The organism is Cupriavidus sp. USMAA2-4, assembly GCF_001854305.1.
GTDB classification, from domain to species: Bacteria; Pseudomonadota; Gammaproteobacteria; order Burkholderiales; family Burkholderiaceae; genus Cupriavidus; species Cupriavidus malaysiensis.
Genome location: NZ_CP017749.1, coordinates 2,173,226 through 2,196,607, shown reverse-complemented (window position 1 = coordinate 2,196,607; position 23,382 = coordinate 2,173,226). Strand labels below are relative to the sequence as shown.

23 protein-coding genes are annotated in these 23,382 nt (G+C 69.6%); 13 read left to right on the top strand and 10 right to left on the bottom strand.

The window, feature by feature from the left end; translation table 11 throughout:
• Window positions 1–48: 48 nt before the first annotated feature.
• From BKK79_RS29595 to BKK79_RS29585, 3 genes are all read right to left on the bottom strand, one after another.
• Window positions 49–780: a TenA family transcriptional regulator gene (locus BKK79_RS29595; RefSeq protein ID WP_071021413.1), complete on the bottom strand. Its 732-nt coding sequence runs from the start codon at window positions 778–780 to the stop codon at window positions 49–51.
• A gap of 194 nt (window positions 781–974) precedes the next feature.
• Window positions 975–1,898, bottom strand: coding sequence for an ornithine cyclodeaminase family protein (locus BKK79_RS29590; protein ID WP_071039593.1), 924 nt, complete (start codon window positions 1,896–1,898; stop codon window positions 975–977).
• A gap of 123 nt (window positions 1,899–2,021) precedes the next feature.
• A complete protein-coding gene (locus BKK79_RS29585; protein WP_071039592.1) occupies window positions 2,022–2,777 on the bottom strand; it encodes a TSUP family transporter in 756 nt (251 codons plus the stop codon).
• Between the two features lie 278 nt (window positions 2,778–3,055).
• Here BKK79_RS29585 and BKK79_RS29580 point away from each other — a divergent pair, with 278 nt between their 5' ends.
• The 6 genes from BKK79_RS29580 to BKK79_RS29555 all read left to right on the top strand — a co-directional run bounded on the left by BKK79_RS29580 (window position 3,056) and on the right by BKK79_RS29555 (window position 8,722).
• Complete coding sequence (locus BKK79_RS29580) at window positions 3,056–4,591, top strand: hypothetical protein (protein ID WP_071021420.1); 1,536 nt, start codon at window positions 3,056–3,058, stop codon at window positions 4,589–4,591.
• Window positions 4,592–4,664: 73 nt separating this feature from the next.
• On the top strand, window positions 4,665–4,997 hold the full coding sequence (locus BKK79_RS29575; RefSeq protein WP_071021426.1) for a 2Fe-2S iron-sulfur cluster-binding protein: 333 nt from the start codon (window positions 4,665–4,667) through the stop codon (window positions 4,995–4,997).
• Between the two features lie 88 nt (window positions 4,998–5,085).
• Window positions 5,086–5,379 (top strand): ferredoxin, encoded by a 294-nt coding sequence (locus BKK79_RS29570; RefSeq protein WP_071039591.1) that lies wholly within the window; start codon window positions 5,086–5,088, stop codon window positions 5,377–5,379.
• A gap of 36 nt (window positions 5,380–5,415) precedes the next feature.
• Window positions 5,416–5,718 carry a 2Fe-2S iron-sulfur cluster-binding protein gene (locus tag BKK79_RS29565; protein WP_071021435.1) on the top strand — a complete coding sequence of 101 codons (303 nt, stop codon included), beginning with the start codon at window positions 5,416–5,418 and terminating at the stop codon, window positions 5,716–5,718.
• Window positions 5,719–5,770: 52 nt separating this feature from the next.
• The gene (locus BKK79_RS29560) at window positions 5,771–7,234 is read left to right on the top strand and encodes a gamma-glutamyltransferase family protein (protein ID WP_071021438.1); all 1,464 of its coding nucleotides are present in this window, start codon (window positions 5,771–5,773) and stop codon (window positions 7,232–7,234) included.
• Window positions 7,235–7,513: 279 nt separating this feature from the next.
• Window positions 7,514–8,722, top strand: a complete 1,209-nt coding sequence (locus tag BKK79_RS29555) for a globin domain-containing protein (protein WP_071040439.1) — start codon at window positions 7,514–7,516, stop codon at window positions 8,720–8,722.
• A 232-nt stretch (window positions 8,723–8,954) separates the two neighbouring features.
• Here BKK79_RS29555 and BKK79_RS41265 read toward each other — a convergent pair whose 3' ends face one another.
• The 3 genes from BKK79_RS41265 to BKK79_RS29545 all read right to left on the bottom strand — a co-directional run bounded on the left by BKK79_RS41265 (window position 8,955) and on the right by BKK79_RS29545 (window position 10,913).
• Window positions 8,955–9,122 (bottom strand): hypothetical protein, encoded by a 168-nt coding sequence (locus BKK79_RS41265; RefSeq protein WP_167366694.1) that lies wholly within the window; start codon window positions 9,120–9,122, stop codon window positions 8,955–8,957.
• A gap of 536 nt (window positions 9,123–9,658) precedes the next feature.
• Window positions 9,659–10,078, bottom strand: a complete 420-nt coding sequence (locus BKK79_RS29550; protein ID WP_071021441.1) for a hypothetical protein — start codon at window positions 10,076–10,078, stop codon at window positions 9,659–9,661.
• A 361-nt stretch (window positions 10,079–10,439) separates the two neighbouring features.
• Window positions 10,440–10,913 (bottom strand): Lrp/AsnC family transcriptional regulator, encoded by a 474-nt coding sequence (locus tag BKK79_RS29545; protein WP_071021446.1) that lies wholly within the window; start codon window positions 10,911–10,913, stop codon window positions 10,440–10,442.
• Window positions 10,914–11,297: 384 nt separating this feature from the next.
• Here BKK79_RS29545 and hppD point away from each other — a divergent pair, with 384 nt between their 5' ends.
• The 3 genes from hppD (at window position 11,298) to BKK79_RS29530 (ending at window position 15,361) form a co-directional block, all read left to right on the top strand.
• Window positions 11,298–12,377 carry a 4-hydroxyphenylpyruvate dioxygenase gene (gene hppD / locus BKK79_RS29540; RefSeq protein WP_071021449.1) on the top strand — a complete coding sequence of 360 codons (1,080 nt, stop codon included), beginning with the start codon at window positions 11,298–11,300 and terminating at the stop codon, window positions 12,375–12,377.
• Between the two features lie 204 nt (window positions 12,378–12,581).
• Window positions 12,582–13,973 (top strand): amino acid permease, encoded by a 1,392-nt coding sequence (locus tag BKK79_RS29535; protein ID WP_071021452.1) that lies wholly within the window; start codon window positions 12,582–12,584, stop codon window positions 13,971–13,973.
• A 188-nt stretch (window positions 13,974–14,161) separates the two neighbouring features.
• Window positions 14,162–15,361 (top strand): amino acid aminotransferase, encoded by a 1,200-nt coding sequence (locus BKK79_RS29530; protein WP_071021454.1) that lies wholly within the window; start codon window positions 14,162–14,164, stop codon window positions 15,359–15,361.
• 117 nt (window positions 15,362–15,478) lie between these two features.
• On the opposite strand, the gene BKK79_RS29525 is transcribed toward BKK79_RS29530, so the two are convergent.
• A complete protein-coding gene (locus tag BKK79_RS29525; RefSeq protein ID WP_071021457.1) occupies window positions 15,479–15,823 on the bottom strand; it encodes a hypothetical protein in 345 nt (114 codons plus the stop codon).
• Window positions 15,824–16,075: 252 nt separating this feature from the next.
• On the opposite strand from BKK79_RS29525, the gene BKK79_RS29520 reads away from it, so the two are divergent.
• Complete coding sequence (locus BKK79_RS29520; RefSeq protein ID WP_071039590.1) at window positions 16,076–17,161, top strand: alpha/beta fold hydrolase; 1,086 nt, start codon at window positions 16,076–16,078, stop codon at window positions 17,159–17,161.
• Window positions 17,162–17,170: 9 nt separating this feature from the next.
• Here BKK79_RS29520 and BKK79_RS29515 read toward each other — a convergent pair whose 3' ends face one another.
• The 3 genes from BKK79_RS29515 to BKK79_RS29505 form a co-directional block, all read right to left on the bottom strand.
• The gene (locus BKK79_RS29515) at window positions 17,171–18,088 is read right to left on the bottom strand and encodes a DMT family transporter (RefSeq protein WP_071039589.1); all 918 of its coding nucleotides are present in this window, start codon (window positions 18,086–18,088) and stop codon (window positions 17,171–17,173) included.
• Window positions 18,089–18,219: 131 nt separating this feature from the next.
• A complete protein-coding gene (gene ampC, locus BKK79_RS29510; RefSeq protein WP_071039588.1) occupies window positions 18,220–19,422 on the bottom strand; it encodes a class C beta-lactamase in 1,203 nt (400 codons plus the stop codon).
• 151 nt (window positions 19,423–19,573) lie between these two features.
• Window positions 19,574–20,494: a DMT family transporter gene (locus tag BKK79_RS29505; protein WP_071039587.1), complete on the bottom strand. Its 921-nt coding sequence runs from the start codon at window positions 20,492–20,494 to the stop codon at window positions 19,574–19,576.
• Window positions 20,495–20,563: 69 nt separating this feature from the next.
• Between BKK79_RS29505 and BKK79_RS29500 the strand changes: the two genes are divergently transcribed.
• From BKK79_RS29500 to BKK79_RS29490, 3 genes are all read left to right on the top strand, one after another.
• Window positions 20,564–21,391, top strand: a complete 828-nt coding sequence (locus BKK79_RS29500; RefSeq protein WP_071039586.1) for an AraC family transcriptional regulator — start codon at window positions 20,564–20,566, stop codon at window positions 21,389–21,391.
• 151 nt (window positions 21,392–21,542) lie between these two features.
• Entirely contained in the window at window positions 21,543–22,238 is a 696-nt protein-coding gene (locus tag BKK79_RS29495) for a type 1 glutamine amidotransferase domain-containing protein (protein ID WP_071039585.1), read from the top strand.
• 120 nt (window positions 22,239–22,358) lie between these two features.
• Window positions 22,359–23,276 (top strand): cytochrome c, encoded by a 918-nt coding sequence (locus BKK79_RS29490; protein ID WP_071039584.1) that lies wholly within the window; start codon window positions 22,359–22,361, stop codon window positions 23,274–23,276.
• Window positions 23,277–23,382 lie beyond the last annotated feature (106 nt).

Genomic DNA, 23,382 nt, shown 5'->3' with positions numbered 1-23,382 from the left:
ACCGGGCGGGGCGCCGTGCATGGCGGGCAGAGCCGCGCCGCGCGACACTCAGGCGGCCATCGCCAGCTCGGCCATCGACAGGTCCTTGGCGACGTAGTCGTGATAGAGCGCCGTGGTGTACAGCAGGCGCATCTGTGCGCCGATCTCGCAGATCTTCAGGCAGCGCTGCTGCAGTTCCGGCGTGTTGGCATGCTCCAGCACGATCTGGTAGCCGCGCTCGCCGTGGATCTCGTCGGAGACGATATGCAGGTCGAAGAACTCGACCTCTTCGTCGGTGAACTGGTACTTGTCGCGCAGCGTCGGCGTCTGCTTGCGATAGATCGACGGCACCTGCGACTCCAGCCCGACCACCAGGCCGGCCACCGCCACGATCGGGTCTTCGCGCATGGCCACGGCGTAGCACCACGACTGCAGGCCGCGCGTGGTGGGCGACATATTGTCAGGATCGACCACGCGCTCGCGCGTGGTGCCGCAGGCCTCGGCGAAGCGGATCAGCAGGTCGGTGTGGCGGTCGCCGCCGATCTCCTCTTCATACATATTGGCCAGCAGGAAGTCCTTGGCCTCGGTGTAGCGGTCGGGCGTGCGGGCGTAGATGTAGCCCAGGTAGTCCGCGAAGGGGCCGACGTAGTGATAGTGGTTCTCGGCCCAGCGCGCCAGGTGCGCGCGGCTCAGCTTGCCGCTCGCCCAGGCCACGCTGAACGGGGCCTTGTTGGCGCTCTTGCCCTTGATCGCTTCTTCCAGGGCGGTACGGAATGCTTCGCGGTTCATCAGTTCAGCCATGTCGGGGCTCCTTGTCTTGGCTTGGCTTCAGGTGGCTTTGGGACGGGTCAGCTCCGCTCGGGATCGCGTCGCTGTTTTTGGTATACTATATACATTCATCAGGGCGCTGCAAGCGTTTTCTGCGTTTCCATCGCTTGCATGGCTTCTGTCGCCCACGGGGAACGCCGCCGCGGCGCGGCGACGGGCAGGCACGGTCAGGCGTGGCCCGCCGCGCGGATCTTTTCCCAGGCAAAACCCGCCAGGGCGATGTCTTCCAGGCCCACGCCGACGGACTTGTAGACCACGATGTCGGTGTCGCCGCGCCGCGGGCGCACCTTGCCCAGCAGCACGTCGCCCAGTTCGACCACCTTGTCGGCCGGCAGCACGCCGGGGCCGGCCAGCACGATGTCGCCAGCCTCGCGCGTGGACTGCGGGCGCCACTCCACCACCACCGCCGCCGCGCGGCGCAGGGCCTCGTCGTCCAGCTCGCGCGTATGCGGCAGGCTGGAACCGATCGCGGCCACGAAGGCGCCCGGCTTGAGCGAAGCGCCCGGGAACAGCGGCGTGGTGGAGCGCGAGGCGGTCACCACGATGTCGGCCCGGGCCGCGGCCTCCTCCGCCTCGGCCAGTTCGACCGGAATGCCGCACCAGTCGGACAGCCGCGCCGGCAGGCCGGCGTCGGCGTGGGGATCGTTGACCAGGATGCGTTCGAGCGGCAGGGCCGCGCTGAGCTGCCGGGCATGGGCAACGCCCTGCGTGCCGGCGCCGAACAAGGCCAGCGTGGCGGCATCCGCCCGCGCCAGGTGGCGCGCGGCGACCACCGAGCAGGCAGCGGTGCGCAGGCGCGTGATGGCGCCGGCATCGAAGGAGGCCAGCGGGCGGCCGTCCTCGCTCGAGAAGATCAGGATGACGAAGGAAAACTGGCCGGCGATGGTCGTATAGACCTTGGCGCCGGCCACGCCGCGCTCGGGAATGACCGCGCCGAGCGTCGACAGCTTGACGCCGCCGGCTTCCGTACGGATCCGTTCCTGCATGGCCGCGCGGCCGTCGGCGAAACTGCGGAAGGCCTCCAGCATCACCTGCTGCGCTTCGGCTCCGCTGACGTGGCGGTCGATCATCTCATCTGAAATATGCTGCATGGCAACTCCGGTACTTGGCCGGCGGGGGGGCGCCTGGCGCTGGGGTTCGAACACGAAAAGGAAACGGGAAGATTGCGCCGGGGAAGGGGCTGCGGCACAGGCCGGCGCCGCGCCGGGCGGGGCTCAGCCCGGCCAGGCCAGCTTGGCCAGCACGCCCAGGGCGCCCGCCGCGCACAGCGCGAGCAACAGGCGCCGCACCGCCAGCGCCGACCACCGCCCCCTGAGGCGGTTGGACAGGGCGAAACCGGCCAGCAGGAAGGGCGACAGCGCCACGCCGAGTTGCACCTCGGCCGCGCCGAAGCGCCCCGCCACCGACAGCATGGCCAGCGACAGCGCGGCCCCGCCGCACAGGATGCAGCCGATGGTGGCGCGCATGCGCTCGGGCGCCACGTGCTGCATCACGATGGCAAAAGGCGGCGCCCCGGCCGAAGTGATGGTGCCCATGAAGCCGGAAGCGGCGCCGGCCACCGCCAGCGAGGCGGTCGAGGCGGCCACGCGCCAGCCCAGCAGGCTCATCGCCACGGCCAGCAGGATGGACACCGAGAACAGCACGGCGAGCGGCTCCGGGCGCAGGCTGCTGATCACCGCCACCGCCAGCAGGCCGCCACCGGCGCGCCCGCACAGGGCCGCGCCCGCCAGCGGCCAGGCGATGGCACGGAATTCGCGCAGCGCCGACAGCAGCGACACGCAGCCGCCCAGCGCCAGCAGCGGCCCCGGCACCAGTTGCGGGAAGAACAAGGCCCCGAGCGGCGCCGACAGCATGGCGAAGCCGATGCCGCCGATGCCCTGCAGGCAGGCGCCGGCGAAGATCAGGGCGCCCATCAGCGCGTAGTCCAGGGCGGACAGGCCCGCAGGCAGGTAAGGGAAGGTGCTGTGCATTGCTGCGTGTGGCCGGCTCGGCTCGCTTAATTTGGTATACAGTCTACACAAAAGAAGCGAAAGATCACAAGCCAAGGGAAGCCGGCGATGCCCGGCCGGCCCCAGATTGGCGCCCGCATTCCCAATAAATGCGCGGCTTCCCGTCAAACCGCACCAAAAATGGGTACGTAGAAATCCGGATCAGATTTCGCTTGTTTGAGTGCGAATCGGAATATAGTATACGAAAACGGCAAACGAGCCGCCCTCACATCACATACCTCAGCCCCAGGGGAATCGCCATGCAACAAGATGTCGTGATCGGTGCCGCGCACTGGATCTACCTACTAGGAGTCGCGGTCATCGTCCTGACCATGATCCTGCGCGCCAACGTGGTGGTACCCGCCATCACCGGCACCTTTCTGGTCATCTTCGCCCTGACCGGCAGCCCGATCCAGGCGCTGGGCGGAATCTTCTCGGCCAGCCTGGTGGCCGCCAAGGAGCTGTTCAACATCTTCCTGGTGATCGCCTTCATGACGGCGCTGCTCAACGCGCTGAAGACGCTGCGCTCGGACATCCGCATGGTCGAGCCCTTCCGCGTGGTGATGAAGAACGGACACTCTGCCTTCTTCATCCTGGCCGCCATCACCTACGTGATCTCGCTGTTCTTCTGGCCGACCCCGGCGGTGCCGCTGGTGTCGGCCATCCTGCTGCCGGCCGCCATCGCCGCCGGGCTGCCGCCGCTGGCGGGTGCCATGGCCATCGCCATCGCCGGCCAGGGCATGGCGCTGTCGTCCGACTATGTGATCGGCGTGGCGCCCGGCATCAGCGCCAAGGCCGCCGGCGCGGCGGTCAGCGCCGCCGTGGTGGCCGACCGCGCGCTGACGCTGTCGATCATCACCGGCGCCATCGCCCTGAGCCTGGCCTACCTGTCGATGCGCAAGCACATCGTGCCCGCCAGCGGCTTGCTGCTCGACCGCTGGCAGGCACGCGCGGGCGGGGCCCAGCCGGTGGACGGCGGCGGCACTTTCGACAAGGCCGAGCTGGCGCGCGGCACCAGCCACGAGGAACCGCTGGTGACCGAGCAGAACATCGCGGCCAGCCTGTCGATGGTGGAGCGCCGCCGCATCAAGTGGTCGAAGTGCTTCGCGCTGGTGACGCCGCTGGCCTTCCTCTGCGTGGTCGCCATCATGGTGATGCCCAAGCTCGGCTCCGACATTGCCGATCTCAAGGGCGGCGAGGCAGCCGCGCTGGTGGGCGGCGTGGCGGCGGTGCTGATGATGCTGGCCACGCTCGCCGCCGAAGGCCCGCGCAGGATGCTGGACGTCTGCCCCGAGCACATCACCGACGGCTTCGTGTTCGCCTTCAAGGCCATGGGTTCGGTGCTGCCGATCGCGGGCTTCTTCTTCGTCGGCGCCGGCGAGACCGCCGCGCAGATCCTCGGCCTGCCGCCGGGCAAGGCGCCCAGCCTGCTGTTCGAACTGATCCAGGCCTACCAGCACATGATTCCCGACAACCACGTGCTGGTCGCCTTCGGCGTGCTGCTGGTCGGCATGATCACCGGCATCGACGGCTCCGGCTTCGCCGGCCTGCCGCTGACCGGCACCCTGGCCGGCGCGCTGGGCCCGGTGGTCGGCTTCGATCCCGCCACGCTGGCGGCGGTCGGCCAGATGGGCGCGGTCTGGACCGGCGGCGGCACGCTGGTCGCCTGGTCCTCGCTGATCGCCGTGGCCGGTTTCGCCCGCGTGCCGGTGCTGGAGGCCGTGCGCGCCCTGCTGATTCCGGTGCTGATCGGCCTGGCCTGCTCCACCGCGGCGGCCATGCTGATCTGGTCCTGAACCGCCCCGATCCGGCGCATCGCCCGCCTCCCCGGACATCCCCAGCCATCCCGCAGCAAACAGAGCAGACGTCATGCCCAAGGTTCTCTTTCACAAGCACGGCCAGGTCTTCGCCGACGAGGTCAAGGACAACACCAACCTGGTGGTGCGCGCCGGCATCAAGCAGTTTCCCTACCCCAACCTGCGCTACGAGTGCGGCATGGGCAAGTGCTCCAAGTGCGCGTGCCGCGTGATCGCCGGCGGCGAACACCTGCCCGCCCCCAACTGGAAGGAGAAGAAGCAGCTCGGCGAGCGGCTCGAACAGGGCTACCGCCTGGCCTGCCAGCTCTGGATCTCGCACGACATCGAACTGGCCCAGGACGACGAGGCCAATGCCGCCGCGCCTGCCGCCGCGGCCGCCGCCTGAGGCGGCGCGAGCCGCCGCGCCAACCATTCTTCACCAGCCCGGCCGGGGCGCCCCGCCGCCCCTCCGCGCCTAGCCTGCACACCCGACCATGTATGTGATCCTGACCAGCAAACCCGGCCAATTCCGCACCGAGCCCGTCGACGGCGTGGTGCCGGTGGAAAGCTACGACTACCTCTTCTATGGCCGCCGCACCACGCATTTCGTCATCGCCGAGCTGCAACGCGAAACGAAGATCCGCGTGGTCGAGGAAACGCCGCCCGCGCTCGTCAACCACGTGCCGACCAAGTTTCTCGAGCGCTTCGACACGCTCGAGGCCGCGCGCGACGCGCTGCGCCGCCTGGCCAGCTTCGGCAGCATGGACCTGCAACTGGCGCAGGCCTGAGCCCCGCCGCCGCCCCCATCCGATACGGACTGAACGATGATCCAGATCACCTTCCTGAGCAACGACAACAAGGTCGTCACCGCTCCGCCCAACAGCAACCTGCTGCGCGTCTCGCTGCGCGAGAAAGGCGGCATTCCCTTCAAGTGCGGCGGCGGCCTGTGCGGCACCTGCAAGTGCAGGATCGAACAGGGCCTCGAGCACACCGACACGGTCAAGCCGAAGGAACACAAGCACCTCAGCGCCGAAGAACTGGCCGCCGGCTATCGCATGGCCTGCCAGACCTTCGTCAACGGCGACATCGGCGTGTCGTGGAAGGTCGTCGAGACGGTGTCGCGCTGACGCGGCCGCTCTATCCGTCCCATCCGCCCCGTCAGAGACAAGGGAGCATCGCATGAGCAATCCGCAAGCCGAAGGCGTGCGCGCCCAACGCTGCATGGTGGCGAGCGGCCACCCGCTGGCGGCGCAGGCCGCACTGCAGTGCCTGCGCGAGGGGGGCAGCGCGGTCGACGCCGCGCTGGCCGCCGACGCCATCCTCGGCGTGGTCGAACCGATGGCCACCAGCATCGGCGGCGACGTGCTGGCCATGGTGGTCGCGCCGGATGGCGAGGTCAGCAGCTACAACGGCACCGGACGCGCGCCGGCGGCCCTCGATCCGGCCCTGCTGGATGCCCTGCCCGGGCAGCGCATCCCGGAGCGCCACCCTTACTCCTGCACCACGCCCGGCGTGGTGCGCGGCTGGCACGACCTGCACCAACGCCATGGGCGGCTGCCCTGGCCGCGGCTGCTGGCCCCAGCCATCGCGCTGGCGCGCGACGGTTTCGCCGTGGCCCCGGTGGCGGCGCGCGAATGGGCGCTGTTCGACCGCGTGCTCCATGCCGACCCGGTTTGCGCCGCGCTCTACCGCGCGGGCCGTCCGCCCGCCGCCGGAGAGCGCTTCGCCAATCCCGGGCTGGCGCGCACGCTGCAGGCCATCGCCAGCGACGGGCCCGACGCCTTCTACCTCGGCGAGCCGGCACGCGCGGCGGCGCAGGCCTGCCAGGCGCTCGGCGGCGTGCTCGCGGCCGGCGACTTCGCCGAGCATCGCGGCGACTTCCGCGCGCCGGTGTCGACGCGCTTCCGTGGCCTGGAAGTGTTCGAATGCCCGCCCAACACGCATGGCGTCGCCATCCTGCACGCGCTCGATGCGCTGGAACCGCAGGCGCTCGCCGCCGACGATCCCGGCGCCGTGCTGCAGACCGTGCGCGCCATGGGCGAGGCCATGCGCCATGCCAGCCAGACCGTGGCCGACCCGGCCGGCAATACCGTCTGCACCGTCGTGGTCGACGCCGACGGCCTCGCCATCACGCTGATGAGCAGCATCTTCAAGCGCTTCGGCTCCGGCATCGCGGTGCCGGACTGCGGCTTCGTGCTGCAGAACCGCGGTTTCGGCTTCGCCGGCCCCGGCCACATCAACAGTGCCGCCCCGCGCAAGCGCCCTTACCACACGGTGGTGCCCGGCGCGGCCAGGCGCGACGGCCGCTTCCATGCCGGTTTCGGCGTGGTCGGCGGGCTGATGCAGCCGCAAGGCCAGTTGCAGCTGCTGGTGCGGCTGGCGGCCTGGCAGCAGCCGCTGCAGGCCGCCCTCGACGCGCCGCGCTGGCGCCTGGAGTCCGCCACGGCGCTGGCCATCGAGCACGGCATGCCCGAGGCCGTCACCCGCGCGCTGCGCGCAGCCGGCTATACCGATCCGGTCGGCGCCGGCGAACTGGGCGGCCGCAGCGACTTCGGCGGCGCCCAGGCGGTGCTGCGCGCCGCCGACGGCAGCCTGCTGGGCGCCTCCGACAAGCGCAAGGACGGCATCGCGCTGGGCGCCTGAGCCTGCTCCGCGCCGGCCAGTGCGGCCGCCGGGGCGCGGCCGGCATGTCCGCCGCGGTGGCCTGCCCGGCATCTCGCCGGCCCCGGGCCACAGCCGCGGGCGCGGCAATCTGTCGCACCGCGGATCCCGCGCTGCGGCTGGTTATTTATTGCATCAAAAATGCATCTTTCATAGAATCGGATCCAGCGTGACCGCCATCACTTCATCCGCGCGACACGCCACGGCCCCCGTGCCGGTCGTTCGCCATTTTTGTTGCATTTCGAATACATCAATTCAATCATGCTCTCCGCCCAAGCCCGTCCCCTGATCGATGCCAGCGTCCCCGTGCTGAAGGAACATGGCCTCGCCATCACCCAGACCTTCTACCGCAATATGTTCGCGGATCGCCCTGAACTGACCAACCTGTTCAACCTGGGCAACCAGGCCAGCGGCGCGCAGCAGCAATCCCTGGCATCGGCGGTGTTCGCCTATGCCGCCAACTACGACAACCATGCGGCCCTGGCGCCGGTCCTTACCCGCATCGCGCACAAGCATGCGGCCGTCGGCATCAAGCCCGCCCACTACCCCATCGTCGGCCGCCACCTGCTGGGCGCGATCGGCGAGGTGCTCGGCGCGGCCGCGACGCCGGAGCTGGTGGCGGCCTGGGACGAGGCCTACTGGCTGCTGGCGGGCGAATTGATCGCCGCCGAAGCGCGCCTGTACGAGCGCGCGCAGTCCGGCCCCGACCACCGCCAGCCGGTGCGCATCGTCGCCCGCGAGACGCAGGCCGAAGGCATCGTCTCGTTCACCCTGGCCGCCGCCGACGGCAGCGCGCTCGCCGCCTTCGAGCCGGGCCAGTACATCTCGGTGCAGGTGGAACTGTCGCCCGGCGTCTGCCAGCAGCGCCAGTACAGCCTGTCGGACGCGCCCAACGGCGGCCGCTGGCGTATCTCGGTCAAGCGCGAGACCGGCGACGCCGGCCGCCCGCAGGGCACCGTCTCCAACTGGCTGCATGACCATGCGGCCGTCGGCGACGTGCTGCTGGCCAGCCAGCCCTACGGCGACTTCACCGTGCCGGCCCAGGGCAGCGCGCCGGTGGTGCTGCTGTCGGCCGGCGTGGGCATCACGCCGATGATCTCCGCGCTGAACCGCCTGGCCGCATGCGCGCCGCAGCGCGACATCGTGTTCGCCCACGCCGCGCGCAACGCCGCGCAGGTGGCCCACCTCGGCGATATCGAGCGGGCCGGCGCGCGGCTCGGCAAGCTCGACCTGCGCTTCTTCCTCGAGTCGGGCGAGGACACCACGCTGGCCGAGCGCCCTGCCGCCGCCGGCCGCATGGCGGTGGACACCTTCCTCGATGCGCGCCACGACGCCGAGGCCGACTTCTACCTGTGCGGCCCGCTGCCCTTCATGCAGGCCCAGCGCGCCGCCCTGCTGGCACGCGGCGTGACGCCCTCGCGCATCCACCGCGAGGTGTTCGGCCCCGACCTGCTGGACCATATCCTCTGAGACAGGGGAAACGGTAGAACGCCGCCGCCGGCGCGGTTGGGCGCGCCGGTACGGATCCGGGCGAAACGGAAACAGAAGGAATGCCTCGCGCCGCCGCCCGGCCACGGGACGGCGGGCAGCGGGCGAAACAAATCAACGGCGCGCCGCGGCGCGCGCCATACCGCCTCGGAAGCACTCCTGCGGCCGATCGACCGAGCGGCTCAGCCGCTCAGCCGCGTACGACCGACCGCGCTCAGCCGACCACCCGGCCTGGCAGGATCGCGTACACCAGGACCAGGATGCCGACGATGGCTGGCGACGCGAACGTCAACATGCGGCTTTGTGTCTGGGCGCCCAGGAAAACATAGAGACACACCAGCAGGATGGCGGTGACGAATACGAGACCGTCGTAGCTTTGCATACCTGCCTCCTCTGTGGTTTTCTTATAGTGATGATTCAATTTAGGCGCTCGCGCGACAATATGTCACAGGGAGTTTTCCCTAATGCACATCCGGCGCACGCGAACTCCATCGCGCGGTGCCCGTCACATGGCACCGCGTCTTGCCGATTCTCCTTTTCGATCAAGCCCTTGCCGGGAATGCCGGGCGACGGCGGTGCGACCACAGGCGGGCTCCCACCGCGGCGCAGCGAATCCCCATGATTTTTATTGCGGCGCGAGATAAGCGCCGGGCCAGGTATTAGAAGGGTTGGCGAGGCAATCGCCAGGATGATTATTGCCCTGCACCGTGAATATCGTCCCGCGTGCTGGTGCGGCTGTGACGGCACCTGGCGTAATGACGGGGACAGGCGGCGGAGAGAGGGGAAAGCGGGGAATGAAAAAAGGCCGGCATGAATGCCGGCCAGTCAGCGGGGATGGGAGAGGAGGACATCCCCGTGCATCAGGAGCAGGAAAGCGGCGCTGGCGGCGATGCAGGGCCGCCGGCGCGAAAAACGGGGTCAGGCCAGCGCGCCGTCGGTGTAGGGGTCGAACTTGCCGGCCTTGGCGCCATCCGTGTACGGATCGAAGCGGCCGTGCGCGGGTTGGGACGACACCCCGCTGCGGTCGAGGCCGGCCAGGGTGCCGAAACCATCCACATAGGGCCCCTTCTTGCCGACGCGCGAACCATCCGTATAGGGATCGGCCTTGCCGACCTTGGCGCCGTCGGTGTAGGGATCGAAACGGCCGCGCTTGGCACCATCGGTGTAGACGCTGCGGCTGCCGTCGGCGCGGAACACATAACCATAGCGGTCACCGCTCACACCGCTGTCCCGGGGACCGGCGGCGTGTGCCTGGCCGGCGGCGGCGGCCGCGCTCAGCACGGCGGCGGCCAGCAGGAACTTGGCGGCGGCATTCAGGTTCAGGGTCTTGGTGCGCATGATCTTCTCCTTCGAATTCGGGATCCCGGCGGGATCGCTTGTCTGCGGCGCGGCACCTGGGTGCGGGCCCGGTTCGATCAGGTATCTATGACTAGATAGACGACCGATCCAAAAAAAACGGGACATGCCCGATGTCGCGCTGGATCCCGCCGCGTCGCCCCGCTCTTTCCGTTGCCAGGGATACGTCGCGATCCATGCACGAATGGTATCTACTGGTAGATAGATAGTCAAGAATTTTCTTATGGCTCGCCAGCATTCTTCCGAGGCATCCTGCCGCACCCCACGGCCCGCAAGCCGCTGCCGCCACATCATCCAGGTGCCCCGGCGCGGCGGCAGCGGCCGCCGGGGCGCCGGTCCCGCTTCAGCTTTCGAGCGGCATCGCGCTCGTGCACTTGATCTCATCCAGGCATACGCTTGACTTGACGCCGCTGACGCCGGGAATGCGCATCAGCGTATCGAGCAGGAAGTCCGACAGCGACTTGAGGTCGCGCGCCACCACTTTCAGCACGTAGTCGATGTCCCCGGTGACCGAGAAGCACTCCTGGATCTGCGCCAGCTCGGCCACCAGCCCCTTGAACTTGGAGAGGTCGCGGATATGGCCCCGCTCCATCGTCACATGGATGAAGGCGACCACGCCGAAGCCCAGCGCGGCCGAGTCCAGCCGGGTTTCATAGCGCTTGATGATGCCGGACTCCTCGAGGCGCCGGTGGCGCCGCAAGGTCTGCGCCGGCGACAGGCGGATGGCCTCGGCCAGCTCGAGGTTGGAGGCCCGGCCGTGCTCCTGCAGGACGCCCAGCAAGCGGCGGTCGATGCGGTCCAGCTCGGTAATCTGCAATTTCATCTCCTTGAAGTCTGTCTCGATGCAATTTCATGTCGCAATCTAGGGTTTCCCTGTGTGGCTTACGAAATCCTATTTTCCACGTCGGAATATACACTGCCCGTCATGCCTGCAGTGCGCGGCACGGGAATCGGCCTCGATTTCCCTGCGCTGGCACCGACGGGCGCGGCGTGGCGCAAGCGATACGGCATGCGGCACGCCTGCAATATTATTTCTCTGCCCCCGAGATCGTGCATGTCCCTACCTGACAGTACAGCAGCCCGTCTTGCCCGCTTGCGCGGCCTGCGCCTCGGGACTCCGACCCCGTTTTGCCGCCACCTGGGCGCGCCCGCGCGCGCCGACGGACGCGGATTCCCCCTCCCACTTCGCTGAGCAACCGCCATGGCCGATCTGTTTGAGAACCCGATGCAATTGATGGGCTTCGAATTCGTCGAATTCGCCTCGCCCACCCCCAATGTGCTGGAACCGCTGTTCGAGCAGATGGGCTTCAGCCTGGTGGCACGCCACCGCTCCAAGGACGTGCTGCTGTACCGCCAGGGCGACATCAACTTCATCATCAACCGCGAGCCCAAGAGCCAGGCCGCCTATTTTGCCGCCGAGCATGGTCCCAGCGCCTGCGGCATGGCCTTCCGCGTGAAGGACTCGCACAAGGCCTACGCCCGCGCGCTGGAACTCGGCGCCCAGCCGGTCGAGATCGCCACCGGCCCGATGGAACTGCGCCTGCCCGCCATCAAGGGCATCGGCGGCGCGCCGCTGTACCTGATCGACCGCTTCGAGGAAGGCAAGTCGATCTATGACATCGACTTCGAGTTCGTCGAAGGCGTGGACCGCCACCCGGCAGGTCACGGCCTGAAGCTGATCGACCACCTGACGCATAACGTCTACCGCGGCCGCATGGCCTATTGGGCCGGCTTCTACGAGAAGCTGTTCAACTTCCGCGAGATCCGCTACTTCGACATCTCGGGCGAGTACACCGGCCTGACCTCCAAGGCCATGACCGCGCCCGACGGCAAGATCCGCATCCCGCTGAACGAGGAATCGGCCAAGGGCAGCGGCCAGATCGAGGAATTCCTGATGGCCTTCAACGGCGAGGGCATCCAGCACATCGCCCTGCTGACGGAAAACCTGGTCGACGTCATCGACAAGCTGCAACTGGCCGGCGTGCCGCTGATGACGGCCCCCAACGATTTCTACTACCAGGGCCTGGAGAAGCGCCTGCCGGGCCACGGCCAGCCGGTCGACCAGCTGCAGGCGCGCGGCATCCTGCTGGACGGCACCACCGAAGGCGGCAAGCCGCGCCTGCTGCTGCAGATCTTCTCCAAGACCCTGCTCGGCCCGGTGTTCTTCGAGTTCATCGAGCGCCAGGGCGACTACCGCGACGGCTTCGGCGAAGGCAACTTCAAGGCCCTGTTCGAATCGCTGGAGCGCGACCAGATCGAGCGCGGCACCCTGAAGGTCTGAGCAACCGACCAGGCCGGCGCAGCACGCGGCGGCCCGGCAGCCCGCCGGCCCACAAGGCCGGCCGGGCCGCTGTCCCCTGCCGGCGGCAGCGCAGCCTGCTGCACGCCGCCGGCGCCCCCCCCAAGCAAGCGCCCGCGATCAAAGAGATCGATGACCAACAAGAGGCGCCCATCCGCATTCCATAAGAATGGGTAGAGGAAAGACATGAATCCCGACAATGAGAGCGGCACGCTCAAGCGCGGCCTGAAAAACCGCCATATCCAGCTGATCGCGCTGGGCGGCGCCATCGGCACCGGCCTGTTCCTGGGCATCGCCCAGACCATCAAGATGGCCGGACCGTCCGTGCTGCTCGGCTATGCCCTGGCAGGCATCGTGGCCTTCTTCATCATGCGCCAGCTCGGCGAGATGGTGGTGGACGAGCCGGTGGCCGGCTCCTTCAGCTACTTCGCCGACAAGTACTGCGGCCACTTCGCCGGCTTCATCTCCGGCTGGAACTACTGGGTGCTGTACATCCTGGTCAGCATGGCCGAGCTGTCGGCCGTGGGCATCTACGTGCAGTACTGGTTCCCGCACGTGCCGACCTGGATCTCGGCGCTGGCCTTCTTCCTGGTCATCAATGCCATCAACCTGTCGAGCGTGAAGTCCTTCGGCGAGATGGAGTTCTGGTTCTCGATCATCAAGGTGGCGGCCATCATCGGCATGATCGGCTTCGGCGGCTACCTGCTGGTGTCCGGCGCGGCCGGCCCGCAGGCCAGCGTCACCAACCTGTGGCAGCACGGCGGCTTCTTCCCCAACGGCCTGTCCGGCCTGGTGATGGCCATGGCCGTGATCATGTTCTCGTTCGGCGGCCTGGAACTGGTCGGCATCACCGCGGCAGAGGCCGACTCGCCGCAGACCACCATCCCCAAGGCCACCAACCAGGTCATCTACCGCATCCTGATCTTCTACGTGGGCGCGCTGGGCGTGCTGCTCTCGCTCTACCCGTGGGAAAAGGTGGTCACCGGCGGCAGCCCCTTCGTACTGATCTTCCACGCGCTCAACGCCGACATCGTCGCGCACGTGCTGAACCTGGTGGTGCTGACGGCAGCGCTGTCGGTCTACAACAGCGGCGTCTACTGCAACAGCCGCATGCTGTACGGCCTGGCCAAGCAGGGCAACGCACCGCAGGCGCTGCTGAAGGTCAATCGGCGCGGCATCCCGCTGGCGGCGCTGGGCGTCTCGGCCCTGGCCACGGCGCTGTGCGTGGTGATCAACTACTTCATGCCGGGCAAGGCTTTCGAGCTGCTGATGGGCCTGGTGGTGTCGGCGCTGCTGATCAACTGGGCGATGATCAGCATCATCCACCTCAAGTTCCGCCACGATAAGCGCCGCGCCGGCCAGCAGACCCTGTTCCGCAGCCTGGGCTATCCGTTCACCAACTACCTGTGCCTGGCCTTCCTGGGCGGCATCCTGGTGGTGATGTACCTGACTCCCGACCTGCGCATCTCGGTCTACCTGATCCCGGTCTGGCTGGGCGTGCTGGCGATCAGCTACCGCTTCCGCCAGAAGCGCCAGCCCGACGGCGCCGCGCTGGGCCGCGGCATCACCGCGCAATAAGCCGTGACACAGCCGGGCCCCTGTCGGCCCGGCTGCGGCCGGCCACCGCTGCGGCCACGGTCGCGGCCGCGGGCTGACCCGGCCGGCCATCTGTGGCATGCTCTCTCTTTTGGCCCGTCCGCAACCGCCGGACCGCCAGCCGCACCACCTCAAAGCTTCAACCCAAACCCAAGCACGCAGGAACTCCCATGTTCGAACACATCGAGGCCTTTCCGGGCGACCCCATCCTCTCGCTGAACGAGAGCTTCCAGCACGACCCGCGCACCGAGAAGGTCAACCTGAGCATCGGCATCTACTTCGACGACGAAGGCAAGCTGCCGGTGATGCAGGCCGTGCGCGAAGCCGAATCCGCGCTGCTGGCCGAGATCGGCCCGCGCCCCTACCTGCCGATGGCCGGCCTGGCCGGCTACCGCGACGCCGTGCAGGCCCTGGTGTTCGGCGAACAGTCCGAGGCGCGCGCCAAGGGCCGCATCGCCACGCTGCAGACGCTGGGCGGCTCGGGTGCGCTGCGCGTGGGCGCCGACTTCCTCAAGCGCTACTTCCCCAAGGCCCAGGTCTGGATCAGCGACCCGAGCTGGGAGAACCACCGCGTGGTGTTCGAGCGCGCCGGCTTCACGGTGCAGAGCTATCCCTACTACGACGACGCCACCGGCGGCCTGAAGTTCGACGCCATGCTGGCCGCGCTGCGCCAGGTGCCCAAGGGCGACGTCGTGCTGCTGCACGCCTGCTGCCACAACCCGACCGGCGTGGACCTCGACCAGGAACAATGGCGCCAGGTCATCGCGGTGCTGAAGGAACGCGGCCTGCTGGCCTTCGTCGACATGGCCTACCAGGGCTTCGGCGCCGGCCTGGACGACGATGCCTTCGCCATCCGCGAGATGGAACGCGAGGGCCTGTCCTTTCTGGTGGCCAACTCCTTCTCGAAGAACTTCTCGCTGTACGGCGAGCGCTGCGGCGGCCTGAGCGTGGTGTGCCAGAACGCCGACGAGGCTGGCCGCGTGCTCGGCCAGCTGACCGGCGCGGTGCGCGCCAACTACAGCAACCCGCCCACGCACGGCGCGCGCATCGTCAACAAGGTGCTGACCACGCCGGCGCTGCGCGCCCAGTGGCAGGCCGAACTGGCCGCCATGTGCGAGCGCATCGCGCGCATGCGCCAGGCCATCCATGACAGCCTGGTCGGCCACGTGAGCGGCGAAGCGCTGACGCGCTACGTCAAGCAGCGCGGCATGTTCACCTACACCGGCCTGAGCGCCGAGCAGGTCGACCGCCTGCGCGAAGAGTACGGCGTCTATGTGCTGCGCTCGGGCCGCATGTGCGTGGCGGGCCTGAACCAGCGCAATGTGTCGGTGGTCGCCAAGGCCATCGGCGAGGTGCTCGCCAAGGCCTGAGGCCACGGCACGGTGCCATGCCCAGGGCATGCGCACCGGCACCGGCGGGGCCGCGCGGCCCCGCCGTCTCCATCTCCCCGATTCCGCCCTATCCCGCAGAGGGACTGGCCGCCTGCCTCACAGGCCGCGCCAGGCGCCGCGCAGATAGTCCTGCGGCGCATCGCCGCGCCGGATCGCGCCCAGCAGATCTTCGATGAACCACGGCAGCACCAGCCGGGTTTCGCTGTCCGAGACACCGACCCGCAGAGTGCGGCCGCCGGTGCCAGCGGCCGCCTCCGCCGCCATGGCCTCGTCGCCCGCCGCGCACACCAGCGCGGCATCGTGGTCGCTGGCGGCGCCCAGCGGCGGCTGCAGCGCGAACGCTGCGCCCGATGCCGTGGCCAGCGCGAACGTCAGCGCGACCGCCAGCAGTTTCATCATCAACATGGCGCTCATGGTGGCAACCCGGTTGCTGGGATGCATGGTCTCTGTCCTCCTGGATATGAATACCAATACGGTGCATTGTCTTGCGATGGCGGCATGATAGGCAGGCCGCCGCCGGCGCGGTAGGACGAAGTTGTGTGCAATTGTGCGAATCTGTCCGCGCCGCCGTTCGCCTCACCTCGCCTCACCTCTCCGCCGCACAGTTGCGCACAGAATTCCTTCATCTGCTCACAGACCGCGTCCCGCCCGTCTCCTAGACTGCCGTCGGCTTCCCCCTCTGGAGATCGGACCATGATGCCTTACCCGCCGCCGGCCCCGCTGCGCCGGCGCTCGCTGCAGACCCTGGCCACCCTGCCCGCCGCCTGGCTCCTCGCATCGCTCTCCGCCTGCGGCGGCGGCGGCGGCGAAGACCAGCCTGCGGCGGCAGCGGTAAGCGACCGCCAGGTCACCGTGGCCCCCGGCGTGGCGCTGCATGTGCGCGACTGGAACCCCAGCCGGCCCGGACGTACCGTCGTACTGCTGGCCGGTCTGGGCGGCAATGCGCAGGGCTTCAACGGCCTGGCCGCCGCGCTGGCGCGGCGGGCACGGGTACTGGCGATCAGCCGGCGCGGCTACGGCCGCTCCGACAAGCCGCTGCCCGCTGCCGGCGGCGGCTATGATCCCGCGACCTTGGTGGCGGATCTCGACGCGGTCCTGCGCACGCTGCGCGTCGACGAGATCGTGCTGTGCGGCCACTCCATCGCAGGCAATGAGTTGACACTGTTCGCCGGCCGCTATCCGCACCGCGTGCGCGGCCTGGTCTATCTCGACACGAGCTACGACTACACGCGGCCGGTCCCCTGGCACGGCGAACCGCCGCCGGACAATCCGGCGCTGGAGGAGCCCGAGCCTGGTCCGGCGGACCAGGCCTCGCTGGCGGCGGCCACCGCCTTCGCCAGGCGCGTGTCGAAGCTGTGGTCCGCCGCCGCCGAAGCGCAGCTGCGCGACTCGCTCACGCTGTTGCCCGACGGCAGCGTGCGCCCGAACACTCCCGCCCCGGTCGCCGCAGCCATGGCCGACCAAGGCCACGCCTTCTCTCCCGACTACCGCGCGGTCGCTTCGCCAGCCCTCATCGTCGCTGCCGAGCCGGGCGCGATCCCCGATATGTTCCCCTGGCTATCCGCTACCACCAACGCCGCCACGCTGGCCGACGCACAGACCATGCTGGGCATCTTCCGCCAGGCACGCCGCATCGACGCCGGGCGCCTGGCCGCAGCGCTGCCGGGCAGCCGCGTCCTTTGGCTCGCGCATGCCAGCCATGCGAACTTCTTCGACGAATACCAAGGCGAAGTGGTCCGCGCGATCGAATCGATGCCCTGGTACGAGGCGGACCGCTAGTCCACTGAATCATTGAGAATGCCCTGACTCGTGGCCGGACACCCCTTCCGCAGCAGCGTGCCGGGGCCGTGCCGGCGCCGGCGCACGCAGGCCCGCCGCCACGATGGCGGCGACGATCACCGCCGCGCCGAGCAGCGTGCGCGCACCGGGCTGCTGCCCGAAACAGGCCCAGGCGAAGGCGATGGCATAGACCGGCTCGAGCGCGACCACCATGCCGACCGTGCGCGCCTTCAGCCAGCCCAGGGCGGTCACGAACAGAGAGTGCGCCAGCCCGGTGCAGAACACGCCCAGCACGGCCAGCCAGAACCATGAGGCAGCCGGCAGCGCGGGCAGCTCCCGCGCGGCGAAGGGCAGCGTGACCAGTGCCACCACCAAGTTCTGCCCGCATGCCACCTGCAGTGGATCCATGCCGGCGGCCGCGCGCCGGTTGGCCAGCGCCAGCAGGGCGAACGCCAGGCCGGATGCCACGCCCCAGGCCAGCCCGGCGGTGCCGCTGTCGGCCAGGTCGAGCGAGGGAGTCACCAGCACCAGCCCGGCCGTGACCAGGCCCAGCAGCAGCCACTCCGCCGCGCCGACGCGCTCGCGGAACAACAGGCTCTCCAGCAAGGTGATGAAGGCCGGGAAGCTGGCGAAGCCGAGCGTGGCAATGGCGATGCCGCCGACCTTCACCGCGACGAAGAAGGTCACCCAGTGGGCGGCCATCAGGCAGCCGGAGAACGCCAGCGCGCCGGCGCGCGGCAGCGTGAGCGCGCCGGACACCGCTTTCCCGCGCAGGCGCGCGGCCAGTGCCAGCACCACGGCGGCAAAGGCGGCCCGCCCCATGGTGATCGCCACCGCGCTGGCGTGGATCAGCTCGCCCAGCACGCCGACCAGGCCGAATAACAAGGCAACCAGGTGGACACAGGCGAGCGCGCGGCGATGGGTCATGCGGGGCAGGTCGGGTGGCAGGTCAGGTGGCAGGTCGGATGGCGACCCCGCGGTGACGCGGCGCGCGGGCGCCGCACCGCGCTATGATCGCATGCCTTGGCGGCGCCGCGCCCCTGCGCGCGCCCTTGCGCTCAGGGCGACGGCCGCAGGCATCCCGCCGCGCCGCCCAGTCGCGACAGGATGCGATAGGCCAGCCCGACCCGCGCGGCGCTCGGCGTATTGCGGTTGGCCAGCACCACCACCCCGAGGCGCTGCCCCGGCACGAACGCCACATAGTTGCCGAAGCCATTGGTGGAGCCGGTCTTGTTCACCAGCACGTCCTGCGCCGGCGCGCGCGGCGGCACCAGCTCGCGCACCGGCGTGCCGCGCAGGGCGTTGGCGGGATCGTTGCCCTGCTGCAGCGTCGCTTCCGCCACCGGGCAGGGGTACTGCTCCCAGACCAGGTCCTGCGTCATCGCGCCCACCTGGTAGTAAGCGGTGCGCGTGAGCGTGACGGCCTGCTGCAGCGGGCCGTCCAGCGGCACCGTGCCCAGGTTGGCCTGCACGAAGCGCAGCATGTCGCCGGCCGTGGCGCGCGCGCCATAGGCTGGCGCGGCAAGCAGGCCCGGGGCCATGCGGATCGGCCGGCCGTCCAGGGTATAGCCCTGGGCATAGTCCGCCATCCTGGCCGGCGGCACCTCCAGGAAGGTATCGGACAGGCCCAGCGCCGGCAGCAGCCGCGCCTGCATCGCGCTGGAGAAGTCCTCGCCCAGCGCCTTGGCCACGGCCATGCCCAGCGTGCCGATGCCCGGGTTGCCGTAGGTGCGCCAGGTACCGGGCGCGTGCTCCGGCTGCCAGCGCTTCAGGTAGTCCAGCCACTGCGCGTCGCTGCCGATACCGTCCGGCACCTGCAGCGGCAGCCCGCCCGGCGTGTGCGTGCCGAGATGCACCAGCCGCAGGCTGCCGAAGGCGCTGCCCCGCAGCGCCGGCAGGTAGCGCTCGACCGGGTCGGACAGCGACAGCCGGCCTTGCTGCTGTGCGTACTCGGCCAGCGTCGCCGTCAGCGTCTTGCTGACCGAACCCAGTTCGAACAAGGTGCGCGAGGAGACCGGCACTCTGCTCTCGCGCGAGGCGACGCCGTAGTAGAAAAGATGGGATTGGCCCGCCTGCGCCACGCCGACGGCCATGCCCGGGATACCGTACTCGCGCATGACCGGCAGCACCGCATCGTCCACCACCTGGCGCACGGTGGCAGGCACCGCGCCGGGAGCGGGCTCCGCCTGCGCCGCCGTGCCGGCCGCCGTACCCACCGCCACCAGGCAGGCGGCCAGCGTGGCCGCAGTCCATCTCTTCATCGCTTGTTCTCCATCAGCACCCGGCGCGTTCCAGGCAATGGCGCACAGCCTAGCGCAAGGCAGGGGACGGCGCAGCCGCGCGCGGCGTAACCGGCGTAACCAGGCATAAGCGGCGCAGGAACCTCAGCGGCGCAACCGCCGCGCCCCGCCCTCAGCCGCCGGCCGTCTCGCGCAGGTCGGCACGTGCGGCCGGCCAGCCGCGCCGCACCGTCTGCGCCAGCACCACGCCGGCCAGCGCGGCGCCGCCCCCCAGCAGGTGGTAGCCGTGCAGGCGCTCGCCGAACCAGCCGACGGCGATCGCCGCGGTGGCCACCGGCAGCAGGTTCATGAACATGCTGCAACGGTTCGGGCCCAGGTAGCGCACGCCCTGCATCCACAGGAACGGCAGCACCACCGAAGCGAGGGTGCCGGCATAGGCGATCAGCGGCAGGCTGGCGCGCGTCGGCAGCACGGCCTGGGCAGGCAGGCGCAGCACCAGCAGCGCCATCAGCAGCAGCGCGGCAAGCGCCTGCAGATAGGTCGACTGCCAGGCCGGCAGCCCGCTCTGCCAGCGCCGCAGCAGCACGCCGTAGAGGGCATAGGCCAGCGCGGCCGCCAGCATCAGCAGGTCGCCGGCGTGGGCGCCGCCGGCCAGCAGCGTGGCGGGCTCGCCGGCGCTGATCAGGTAGACCAGCCCGCCGAAGGACAGCACGCCGCCGCCCGCCATGCCGAGGGTCGGCGCCTCGCCCAGCAGCCACACCGACAGCAGCATGGTCAGCAGCGGCACCAGCGAGGTCATGATCGCCATATTGGTCGCGGTGGTGGTCTTGGCCGCCTCGTACGACAGGCACTGGAACAGCACCATGGCCAGGAAGCCGAGGAAGGCCAGCCTGGGCAGCTGCGGCGCGATGGCGGCGCGGTTGCGCCAGGCCGGCTTCAGCACGAACAGCGACATCAGCGCCACGGCCAGCACCAGGCGCCAGAAGGTGATGGCCTGCGGGTCGATGGCATGGGCGGACAGCTTCGACACCATGACGTTGCCTGCCCACAGCAGGATGGCGAACAAAGGAAAGAGAAGGGAAAGGTCGGGCATGGAATCGGGCTCCTGGCAGCAGTGAGATGCGATGATGCCGACGCCCGGAAGAGACCGTCTCCCGCTAGAATGACTCAAGCTATCGCAAAACGGTCACCCTTGTCCCGCGCCCCCTCCTCGATGATTCCGCTGCCCCCGCAAGACGTCCACGCCCGCCACGAGGACACGCCGATGCCGGTGGCCGCGCTGGCTGCCGACTACCCGCATGGCGCCCTGGTGGCGCTGCACCGCCATCGCCGCGCGCAGCTCCTCTACGCGGTCGAGGGCGTGATGCTGATCGAGGCGCAGGCGGGGCGCTGGGTGGTGCCGCCCACGCGCGCGGTATGGCTGGATGCGGATGTCGACCATACGGTGCGCATGAGCGGCAACGTCAAGATGCGCACGGTCTTCGTCGAGCCCGGCACGGTCGAGCACCTGCCGGAACGCAGCTGCGTGGTGGAAGTGCATCCCCTGCTGCGCGAACTGATCCTCGCCGCCGTCGAGATCCCGCTCGACTATGCGCCGGGCAGCCGGCACGAACTGCTGATGAAGCTGCTGCTGGCCGAGCTGGCGGCGATCCCGCGCCTGCCGCTCTACCTCGCCTGGCCGCGGCATGCCGGCCTGCGTGCCGTGTGCGAGGCGGTGCTGCGCAGCCCCGACGCACCCCACACCGTGGCGCAATGCGCGCGCACCCTGGGCGTGGCCGAGAAGACGCTGCACCGCCTGTTCCAGCGCGAGACCGGCATGACCTTCGGCCGCTGGCGCCAGCAGGCGCGGCTGTTCCTGGCGCTGGAGCAGCTCGCGCACGGCGAGAAGATCGTCAATGTAGCGCTCGACCACGGCTACGCCAGCCAGAGCGCTTTCGCCGCCATGTTCAAGCGGCACTTCGGCGTCGCCCCGTCCGCCTTCTACCGCTGACGCCGCCGCGCCGGCGCGGCCCTGGCCCGCTGGTGCCGCACTATAGTGGGTGCAAGCCACGCGCCGCGGCACCCTGCCCGCGCGCCGCCTCCGCCATTCCCTGCAATTCCGACATTGCCGACATTGCCGACATTGCCGCCAGGAGCCAGCCATGAGCCAGCGCATCTTGATGATCGTCACCTCGAACCACCGCATGGGCGCATACGACAAGCCGACCGGCCTGTGGGCCGAAGAACTGGCCACGCCCTGGTACGCGCTCGTCGATGCCGGCGTCGCCATCGAGCTGGCCTCCCCTGCCGGCGGCCCGGCGCCGATCGACCCGGGCAGCATCCAGCCCGAGGGCCGCAACGAGGCCGCGGTCGCGCGCTTCCTGGCCGACCCTGACCTGCGGGCCCGCGTCGCCGCCACCAGCAAGACCGCCGACCTGGACATGGCCGGCTTCGACGCGGTGTTCTTCCCCGGCGGCCACGGCACCATGTGGGACCTGCCCGGCGATGCCGGGGTCAAGCGCCTGGTCGAGCAGGCCGAGGCGGCCGGCAAGATCATCTCCTCGGTCTGCCACGGTGCCGCCGGCCTGGTCAGCGCGCGCCGCGCCGACGGACGGCCCCTGGTCGCGGACCGGACCGTGAACGCGTTCACCAACGCGGAAGAGATCGAGGTCGGGCTGCAGGAGGTGGTGCCCTTCCTGCTGGAGTCCCGCCTGCGCGAACTGGGCGGGCGCTTCGAATGCGCGCCGAACTGGCATCCCTTCGCCGTGCGAGACGGGAACCTGATCACCGGCCAGAACCCGCAATCATCGGAACGGGTGGCGCGCGAAGTCCTGCAGGCGCTCGGACTCGCCGCCTGAGCCCTGCTTGCAGGAAGGCCGGCCGGGCACTATGCTGCACGCGCCGGCGCCGCAGGACCTCCGCCTCCACCTGGGGGGCGGCCCGCGGTGCGCATCATGACATCCGGAGGAAGACGAGGCATGAACGCCTGGATCACGAGAACGCTCGGCCTGCTCGGCTGCGCCCTGGCCCTGCTGGGCAGCCCCGCCGGCGCCGCGGGCAAAGCGGTCAAGGCGCACGAAGCACACCAAGCGCACAAGGCACAGAGTGCCGCCACCGCAACCTTGACCATCGTCGCCGATACCCAGCGGCGCAGCTGGACGCGGCGGGAACTGCTGCGCGACCGCCGCCTGGCCAGCATCACGGTCGACGACGACAACCTGAAGCGCCGCATGACCGTGCGCGCCATCCCGCTGGCCGCGCTGCTGGAGGGCCTGCCGGTCGCGCCCGATGCCAGCGCGACCACTGCCGCCAGCGACGGCTACGTCTCGCACCTGCCGATGCGCCTGCTGCTGGCCGACGGCGCCGGCGAACCGCGCGCCTGGCTGGCGGTGGAAGATCCCGCCGCGCCCTGGCCCAGGCTCAAGGGACATGACATCGGCCCGTTCCGGCTGGTCTGGACCACGCCGACGCCGCAGGCGGCAGCGCAGGTCAACGAGAGCCTGTGGACCTACGCCATCGTGCGCATCGATCTCGCCGCGGCGCCGGCGGAACGCTTCGCCGCCATCCGCCCGGCGCCCGGGCTGCCTGCCGACGGCCCGGTACTGCGCGGCTTCGCCACCTTCCAGCGCGTCTGCTTCTCCTGCCACTCGCTCAACCGCGCCGGCGACGCCAACCTCGGCCCCGACCTCAACGTGCCCTACAACCCGGTCGAGTACCTGGGCGACGACAAGCTGGCCCGCCTGATCCGCAATCCGCAGGCGCTGCGCTGGTGGCCGAACTCGCGCATGTCCGCGATCGACGAGAAGACCCTGCCCGATGCCGACCTGCAGGACCTGCTGGCCTACCTGCACCACATGGCGGGCCGCAAGGCCCAGGCGGCGGCCCCGGCCAACTGAAGCATCGCGGCCGCGCCGCCCGGGGACTGAGTCGCACAACTAGTGTTTCTCCCCCTCCTTGTCGGCGACTTCGGCGGTGCTCTGAAGCGAAGCCGACGACGCGTCC

Coding starts and splice junctions, on each gene's coding strand:
- BKK79_RS29595 (WP_071021413.1), bottom strand. CDS start 780: ATGGCTGAACTGATGAACCGCGAAGCATTCCGTACCGCCCTGGAAGAA.
- BKK79_RS29590 (WP_071039593.1), bottom strand. CDS start 1,898: ATGCAGCATATTTCAGATGAGATGATCGACCGCCACGTCAGCGGAGCC.
- BKK79_RS29585 (WP_071039592.1), bottom strand. CDS start 2,777: ATGCACAGCACCTTCCCTTACCTGCCTGCGGGCCTGTCCGCCCTGGAC.
- BKK79_RS29580 (WP_071021420.1), top strand. CDS start 3,056: ATGCAACAAGATGTCGTGATCGGTGCCGCGCACTGGATCTACCTACTA.
- BKK79_RS29575 (WP_071021426.1), top strand. CDS start 4,665: ATGCCCAAGGTTCTCTTTCACAAGCACGGCCAGGTCTTCGCCGACGAG.
- BKK79_RS29570 (WP_071039591.1), top strand. CDS start 5,086: ATGTATGTGATCCTGACCAGCAAACCCGGCCAATTCCGCACCGAGCCC.
- BKK79_RS29565 (WP_071021435.1), top strand. CDS start 5,416: ATGATCCAGATCACCTTCCTGAGCAACGACAACAAGGTCGTCACCGCT.
- BKK79_RS29560 (WP_071021438.1), top strand. CDS start 5,771: ATGAGCAATCCGCAAGCCGAAGGCGTGCGCGCCCAACGCTGCATGGTG.
- BKK79_RS29555 (WP_071040439.1), top strand. CDS start 7,514: ATGCTCTCCGCCCAAGCCCGTCCCCTGATCGATGCCAGCGTCCCCGTG.
- BKK79_RS41265 (WP_167366694.1), bottom strand. CDS start 9,122: ATGCAAAGCTACGACGGTCTCGTATTCGTCACCGCCATCCTGCTGGTG.
- BKK79_RS29550 (WP_071021441.1), bottom strand. CDS start 10,078: ATGCGCACCAAGACCCTGAACCTGAATGCCGCCGCCAAGTTCCTGCTG.
- hppD (WP_071021449.1), top strand. CDS start 11,298: ATGGCCGATCTGTTTGAGAACCCGATGCAATTGATGGGCTTCGAATTC.
- BKK79_RS29535 (WP_071021452.1), top strand. CDS start 12,582: ATGAATCCCGACAATGAGAGCGGCACGCTCAAGCGCGGCCTGAAAAAC.
- BKK79_RS29530 (WP_071021454.1), top strand. CDS start 14,162: ATGTTCGAACACATCGAGGCCTTTCCGGGCGACCCCATCCTCTCGCTG.
- BKK79_RS29525 (WP_071021457.1), bottom strand. CDS start 15,823: ATGCATCCCAGCAACCGGGTTGCCACCATGAGCGCCATGTTGATGATG.
- BKK79_RS29520 (WP_071039590.1), top strand. CDS start 16,076: ATGATGCCTTACCCGCCGCCGGCCCCGCTGCGCCGGCGCTCGCTGCAG.
- BKK79_RS29515 (WP_071039589.1), bottom strand. CDS start 18,088: ATGACCCATCGCCGCGCGCTCGCCTGTGTCCACCTGGTTGCCTTGTTA.
- ampC (WP_071039588.1), bottom strand. CDS start 19,422: ATGAAGAGATGGACTGCGGCCACGCTGGCCGCCTGCCTGGTGGCGGTG.
- BKK79_RS29505 (WP_071039587.1), bottom strand. CDS start 20,494: ATGCCCGACCTTTCCCTTCTCTTTCCTTTGTTCGCCATCCTGCTGTGG.
- BKK79_RS29500 (WP_071039586.1), top strand. CDS start 20,564: ATGACTCAAGCTATCGCAAAACGGTCACCCTTGTCCCGCGCCCCCTCC.
- BKK79_RS29495 (WP_071039585.1), top strand. CDS start 21,543: ATGAGCCAGCGCATCTTGATGATCGTCACCTCGAACCACCGCATGGGC.
- BKK79_RS29490 (WP_071039584.1), top strand. CDS start 22,359: ATGAACGCCTGGATCACGAGAACGCTCGGCCTGCTCGGCTGCGCCCTG.